The 7283-nt window shown below is 63.8% G+C and carries 6 protein-coding genes; all 6 read right to left on the reverse strand.

What is annotated here, in order from left to right; all coding sequences use genetic code 11:
* Positions 1-191: 191 nt before the first annotated feature.
* Complete coding sequence (locus QZY44_RS13485; protein WP_295447036.1) at positions 192-620, reverse strand: FUN14 domain-containing protein; 429 nt, start codon at positions 618-620, stop codon at positions 192-194.
* A gap of 153 nt (positions 621-773) precedes the next feature.
* Positions 774-2276, reverse strand: a complete 1503-nt coding sequence (locus QZY44_RS13490) for a M48 family metalloprotease (RefSeq protein WP_295447038.1) — start codon at positions 2274-2276, stop codon at positions 774-776.
* Positions 2277-2527: 251 nt separating this feature from the next.
* A complete protein-coding gene (gene purB, locus QZY44_RS13495; RefSeq protein ID WP_295447040.1) occupies positions 2528-3931 on the reverse strand; it encodes an adenylosuccinate lyase in 1404 nt (467 codons plus the stop codon).
* A 213-nt stretch (positions 3932-4144) separates the two neighbouring features.
* A complete protein-coding gene (locus QZY44_RS13500) occupies positions 4145-5848 on the reverse strand; it encodes a radical SAM protein (RefSeq protein ID WP_295447041.1) in 1704 nt (567 codons plus the stop codon).
* Between the two features lie 234 nt (positions 5849-6082).
* Positions 6083-6553 (reverse strand): hemerythrin domain-containing protein, encoded by a 471-nt coding sequence (locus tag QZY44_RS13505; RefSeq protein WP_295447043.1) that lies wholly within the window; start codon positions 6551-6553, stop codon positions 6083-6085.
* 131 nt (positions 6554-6684) lie between these two features.
* Positions 6685-6972, reverse strand: a complete 288-nt coding sequence (locus QZY44_RS13510) for a DUF2934 domain-containing protein (protein WP_295447045.1) — start codon at positions 6970-6972, stop codon at positions 6685-6687.
* Positions 6973-7283 lie beyond the last annotated feature (311 nt).

Genomic DNA, 7283 nt, shown 5'->3' on the forward strand with positions numbered 1-7283 from the left:
CCAGGGCAACGCCTTGGGGATGGCGTATACCAGACCCCAGCCCTGAAAGGGCGTGATATAAGGAGCCCCACCGTTATGTCACGCCCTTTCAGGGCGAGGCCGAACAAAAGACACACTAACCCAGGGCGTTGCCCTGGGCTGGTTTGTTCGACCCCGTTGGGGTCGGTTTGTAACATAAGGTGGATTGGGTACTAAATCTTGAACCCGACGGCCAATCCGGCGACGAAGGCGGCGGTCTCGCGCAGGTTCTTGCCGATGAAGTCCAGGAACGCGCCGCCGTTGCCTGACAGCCAAGTCGCCCAAGTATCGTAATGGCCCTCCACTCCTGACCAATCGACCTTGGCGAGCCCGGCGTACTGGAGTCCGAAGATGCCGAGCAGGACCACGCCGATCACGATCAGGGCGAGCTTGAAGGCCACCTTGAGTGCCTTACCCACCGCCAGGCCGACCATGAATGAAAAGCCGAGTTTGAGGAAAAAGGCCTCGTTGAAGAGAGTGCCGAGGTCGGTTGCGGCCGGGGCCGCGGGTGTGCCCGCCACTGGTTGTGCCGCGGCCGCGGTGCCGAAGAGGGCGGCAGGGGCTAGGGCGAGGGCGGGAATCCAGCAGTTCAAGGGGTACATGGGGCGGCGAGGCTCGATACGGAACTTAAAGACCGGCATTATCCGTTGGTCGCCGGGTTCAAGATAGTCCTTGACCCAAAATCCGGCAATTACTCACTCCGGGTGGATCGGCTTGCCTGCCTGTTTCGGCTCAACGGCGATCTGGCGGCGTGCTCACTCGAAGGGGTCGTGCCCGCGCTTCTTCTGTGCCCGTTCTTCCTCCTTCCAGGTGTCGCGCAGCACCTGGATCTGCGCCGCCTCGTAGTTGCCGATGTCACGTTGGCGCAGCGCAAAGTCCAGTTGCTTGATCGCCGGTTCCAGGTCACCCTCGGCGTAGAGTTGCTGGGCGCGATAGCGGAAGCTGGCCCCTTTCTCGCCTGAGCGGATGGCCGCCTGGCTCAAGAGTTCATAGATCATTGGATTGCCGGGTCGCACCCGTTCGACGGCCTGAAGTTGCTCGATGGCCTTGCGCGGTTGTCCGGCGCTGGCCAGGGACTCGGCATAGGCGATGCGCATCGCCCAGTTTCCCGGGGACAGGCTGATCGCCTGCTTGAGGTGATCCAGGGCCGCGTCGGTATGCCCCTGCTTCAGGTCGATCCGTGCGTCGAGCACGATGAATTCAGCCAGGCTGGGTTGCGCGCTCAACAGTCGGGCCGTCTCGGCCTTGGCCTCATCGAGCTGGCCCGAGCGCAGCAGGGCCAAGGCGTAGCCGTAACGCTCGGCGGTCTCGTTGCTGTAGCGGCCCTCCCGCAGCGACGCCTTGAAGGCCGCCAGGGACTTTTCGGGCCGGTTATAGGACGCCTCGCGCAGGCGTGCGTGGGTGAGTAGAAAGCGCAGGCTGTCGGGACGCTGATGATTGCGATACTCGGCGGCCCGCCCCAGGGCATCGCCGATGCGGTTGGTGTCGACCGGGTGGGTGCGCAGGAACTCAGGTGCATTGTTTTCATAGAGCCGGCTGGTCTTGGACAGTCGCCCAAAGAAACCGGCCATGGCGTAAGGATCGCGCCCGGCGGCGGCCAGGGTAGCGATGCCGATGTTGTCCGCTTCCTTCTCATCTTCGCGGATCACATTGATTTGCCGTTGCATTGCGGCCGCCTGGATGCCGGTGAGCGCGGCCATCCCCATTTGTCCGGACCCGGCTTGCGCGGCGAGGATGGCGGACGCGATCATCAGTGCGATGGTCGGGATGTTGAGCCTGCTCTGGTCCTCGTAGCCACGCATCAAATGATGTTGGGTGACATGGGCGATCTCGTGGGCCAGCACGGCGGCCAACTCGTTCTCGCTCTGGGCGGTCAGGATCAGTCCTGCATAGACCCCGACATGGCCGCCTGGCCCGGCGAAGGCGTTCACTACCGGCTGGTCGATCACGAAGAAATCGAAGCTGTTGCCCTTAGCGCTCTTGTCGGCGGCCACCAGTTCGTTGCCCAGCGTCTCCACGTAGGCGGTCACCAGCGGGTCAGTCAGCATCGGCAGGGTTGCTTGCACCTGACGCATAAAGGCCTTGCCCAGACGGATCTCGGCGCCGCTGCTCATCAGCGTGTCCGATGAGTTGCCGATGTCCGGGAGGTTGAACTGACCGGCGCGCCCGGGCGCCGTCGGCAGCCCGGTAAGGGCGAGCGCGAGGGTGAGGTGCAGCGCCGCACGGTGTCGGCCGATGGTCTTGGTACTGTGCTTCATGGTTCGCTGAGAGGCTCGCGCGCCGTCAAGGCCCGCCTCCGCGGGAGGCGGGCAGCATAGTTGTGCATTGTGGCCGCAACGGCGGTGGTGGACTGCGCAAGAACTGGGGATATGCGCCAAATCCGGGCCAATCCAAGGGGCCTCAAGGGAATCAGGTGATTTCTGGGACATCCGGTATCAACCACCGTCGGAGCTGAAGTAGGTGCGACTTAAGTCGCACCGACACGTTCGTACGCCCTGTGCCGACCGGCTCAGTCCTCGCCTTTCAGCGCGATGGCCCGCGCCTGGGCCGCCGCGTTGCCGATATAGCTCGCGGGGGTTAGGGTTCGCAGCTGTGCCTTGGCTGCCACCGGGATCTCCAGCCCGTCGATGAAGGTCGCGAGTGCCTCTGCACCGATGCGTCGGCCGCGGGTCAGTTCCTTGAGTCGCTCATAGGGCTGGTCGACCCCGTAGCGGCGCATGACGGTCTGGATCGGCTCCGCCAGGACCTCCCAGTTGGCATCCAGGTCCGCGGCGAGGCGCGCCGGGTCGGCGTCCAGCTTGGCGATCCCCTTCAGCGCCGATTGCAGTGCGATGCTGGTGTGCGCCAGGCCCACCCCGAGGTTGCGCAGGACCGTGGAGTCGGTCAGGTCGCGCTGCCAGCGCGAGATCGGCAGCTTGCCGGCCAGGTGCTCGAGGATGGCGTTGGCGATCCCCAAGTTGCCCTCGGCGTTCTCGAAGTCGATGGGGTTGACCTTGTGCGGCATGGTGGACGAGCCGACTTCACCCGCCAGGGTGCGCTGCTTGAAATAACCGAGCGAGATATAACCCCAGAGATCGCGACAGAAATCCAGGACCACGACGTTGAAGCGGACCGTCGCGTCGAACAGTTCAGCCATATAGTCGTGGGGTTCGATCTGGGTGGTGTAGGGGTTCCAGGTGAGCCCCAGCGATTGCACGAACGTCTGCGCGAACGCCTGCCAGTCCAACTCCGGGTAGGCGACCAGGTGCGCGTTATAGTTGCCCACGGCCCCATTGATCTTACCGAGCAGGTCCACCGCCGCCACCCGCTCGCGCTGGGCGCGCAGCCGATGGCAGACGTTCGCCATCTCCTTGCCCAGGGTGGTGGGGGTGGCCGGCTGGCCATGGGTGCGGGCGAGCATCGGCAGGTCCGCGTAGTGCAGTGCCAGGTCGCGAACGGCCCCGATCAACTCATCCATCTGGGGCAGGAGGACCTGACCGCGCCCCTCCCGGATCATCAGCGCATGGGCCAGGTTGTTGATGTCCTCGGAGGTGCAGGCGAAATGGATGAACTCACTGACCGCCGCCAACTCCGGATTGCCGGCGATCCGCTCTTTGAGGAAATACTCCACCGCCTTCACGTCGTGATTGGTGGTGCGCTCGATGTTCTTGATGCGCTGGGCGTCCTCCAACTGGAAGTGCTGTGCGATGCCCTCCAGCAGGTTCACGGCGTGGCCGGATAGCGCCGGCACCTCCGCGATCTGCGGCTCACGGGCCAGGGCCTGGAGCCAGCGGACCTCCACCAGCACCCGGTGGCGGATCAATCCGTACTCGCTGAAGATCGCGCGCAGGTCCGCGGTCTTGGAGCCATAGCGCCCGTCCACCGGGGACACGGCGGTCAAGGCAGATAGCTCCAGGTTCAGGGCTTGGGTCATGGATGGCTCCGGGGTCAAAGGGGGATCATTCGTCTGCCACAATCGTTGTCGTAATCGAAATCGGAGAAGCGATGCACAAGAGAAGTCGGGGCACCACGATAACCTCGATTACGACAACGACAACGACAACGGGGCGAAAGGCGTTCTCTAATGGAGTTGTTTAACTTATTAGTAACCGTTTCTTACGTCTCGGGATTACGCCGCCCGGGCGCGCTACGTTGCCGCGGCTTCCGGCGGCTCGGTGACGCGCTCCATGGCCCGATCGAAATAGCTGTAGCCGGGCCGTTCGGTGTCCTTTTTCACCCGCTGGTAGAGCCGCCACACCTGCCAGGCATAGGCGAGCAGCCCCGTATAGGTGGTCCAGACCTCCCGGACGCGGCGCGGGTAGAAGACCCAGGGGCGCTCGATGGGCAGGCCAGGCCGGCGCTCGGTGCGGACCTTGCGGCGCAGAAATCCGCCCTGGAGCGGGTGGACCCGCTCGAACTTGAAGCAGCCATAGAACTCCAGCGCGATCTCCATGATCCGCTTTGGGTTGCGGTCGAAGGCGGCGGCCCGGCGCATGAGTGTCTCCAGGTGCTCCAGGGAGTAATAGCTGTCCCAGGCCGCGCGAAAGACGCCCTGCCACTGCGCCTTGCTCATCCGCGGGTGGCTGGTGCAGACATGCTCCAGATCATAGATGTTCAGGTCCGGGTCCAGCGGTCCGTGGTGTGCGACTATCGTCTGGTGGTCCACTGAGCCGGGCAGGGGGGTCAGGCAGAAGAACTCCAGGATATCGAGCGGAAGCTCCCGCTTGATGGTCTCGATGTCGGCCAGGATGCCCTCAGGGGTGTCGTCGGGAAAGCCCAGGATGTAGCCGCAATAGGTCGTTACCCGTTGCTGCTGCCAGGCCAGCAGCATGGTGCGGTAATTGGCGATCTTGTTCTGTTTCTTGTTGGCGGACGCGAGGCTGGCCGGATTGACATTCTCCAGCCCGAGGAAGACCCGGGAGACGCCGGCCGCCCGCGCCTTCACCACGAAGCCGGGCAGGGTGTGACACATCGTGTCCACCTGGATGGTGAAGTTGAGCTTGACCCCCAACTCCTTGCGGACCGCGGCGATCCGGTCGAAGATCGCCTCCCAGTTGCGGTTGCGGGCAAAGTTGTCATCGGTGATGAAATAGTGTCGGATGCCCTGGGCCAGGTTGGTGCGCAGCAGCCGCTCGATGTCGTCTGGGTCACGGAAGCGCGACTTGCGTCCCTGGACATTGATGATGGTGCAGAAGCTGCACAGGAAGGGGCAGCCGCGCCCGGCATCGAAGGTGCCGGGCATGGGCGCATAGCGGCGCGCCACCTCCGGCGGCAGATAGGGTAGGGCCTGGCCTTGCAGTTGCGGCAGTTGGCTCATGAAGTTGTAGAGCGGTTCCAGGCGCTGCGCGTAGGCCGCGCGCAGCAGGTCCGCAAAGTGCTCCTCCGCCTCGCCCGCGAAGAGCGTGATGCCAAGCGCCTGCGCCTGCCTCAGTTCCGGGGGCAGCTCCGGGAGCATGGCCAGAGAGCCGCTGACATGAAAGCCGCCGATCACCACTTGGAGCCCGCCCTGGCGGAAGCGCCGCGCCAGATCCAGTGCCCGCGGGAACTGGTTGGACTGCACCCCCACCAGACAGACCAGGCCGCGCCCGCCGTTGCGCCGGATGCGGCGGATGATCCGCGCCACCGGTACCACTGTGTTGGTCTCGTCGTAGACCTCGGTGGCGATCTCCACGTCGGGTCCCAGGACCTGGGTCGCGTTGGCGTGGCGGGTGAGACCGCAGAGGGTCGCCAGCGAGTTCGACGGAATCCACGCCTTAACCCACTGGATCACATAGCCGTCATCGTCATAATGCGACGGCTTGATCAGTTCTACCTGGAAGCGGGTGGTGGCGGTCGACTTGGCGCTGTGCATGAGGGTCCCCGGGCGAGGCGTAACCGGCAACGTCCGTGGCGCTGCCCGCCCGGTCGCTGGTGATAAGCCGGCCAGCCTACCAGAGAAGCCCCGTCGCGTCTGCGGGGCTGACGACTTTGACGGCTCGCGGCGGTGACAACCGTGCACCCCAGAAACCGTCGGAATGCGGTTGCAAAGTGAAAGTATTCGGTGTAGCTCGGGTTAGCGAAGCGGAACCAGACCGCCCGCGGCGCTCTAAATCGCGGGCCTGGGTGCGGTCAGGCGATGAAGCGGCTCGTGTAACATGCCGATCTCGACCAGCTTGGGCAGGAGGACCTGCTCCTCACGCACAAGGCGTTGCGCGACCATGGCGAAGACCTGCTGGGTCTGCGCCAGGAATTCACCACCGAAGTTGAAATCGCAATTCTTCAGCCAGCGCGTGTGGTAGTCCGCGAAGGTCTTGCGCATGGGCCGCTCCCCGCTGATGAATCCCCAGGCCATGGAATTGACCTTGGGGTCCTCATGAATCAGCAGGCCGGGATAGACTTCGCGATCCTCCTCGGTCAAATGCCTGTTGACCCGCTCACCCAGGTCGCACAACTGCTCATACGCGTTCTTGGCGTTGGAGCGTAAGCGCAGGTGTTCGTCGGTGAGGATCGCGCGCAGGTCGCCGATCATTTGGCGCAGGTCCGAATGGGTGCTGCGATAGTCGCTTAAAGTTTGCATGGAGTATCCTTCTCGTAATGAACTTCCCGGGCGCTCCGCGTGCTGTCGCCAGACCGGACGCGGAGCGCCCGCACGGCATTCCCACGCGGGAGCGTGGGAACGAGAAAAACGAGAAACCGAGGCGTCGGCGCCTAATTTAAGACATTGGGCTCAATTGGGGCGCTCTCCCGCTCCGCCTCGCCCACCGGGTAGTGGTACGCAATGACGTCCTGTTCCGCCGCCACCCAATCCTCCAGTTCATGACCCGGCTCGAAGCCGCGCGCCTCGGCGCGGTAATAAGCGGCCTCGGTGATCGCCTGAGAGAGGTCATCTGTCAGCGGTGCCGCCGCGGCTTTTGGCGCTGGGGGCGTCGCGAACAGCGTCTGCCCGCCGTTGCCGCGCCGTTTTGCCGGCCGTTCGACTGTCTGCAATGAAGCCATGGATCTGTTCCTCGATTTGATGATGAGTCGATTCGGCCGGACCAGATCTCCCGACTGCGTCTGCGCCATCGGTTCCGGTCCGTACCGCCTAACCCTAGCGTTGCAGTCAGGAATCTACGCTACGCGCATCGGCCAAGGGTGTCAATCGGAATTTACCGGGCTCAGGGGCAATATGGCAATTCTGGATTTTGGGGGCTATATTTACCTATTGGCGGCCGTTTCAATTCCACCTTAGGCGTTAAACCATGGCGACGAGCATGATGACTGGCGAAAAGGACAGCGGACTGGACCTCAAGGTTCTGCTGACGAGC

It is taken from the genome of uncultured Thiodictyon sp., assembly GCA_903837595.1.
In the GTDB taxonomy this organism is placed as follows: domain Bacteria; phylum Pseudomonadota; class Gammaproteobacteria; order Chromatiales; family Chromatiaceae; genus Thiodictyon.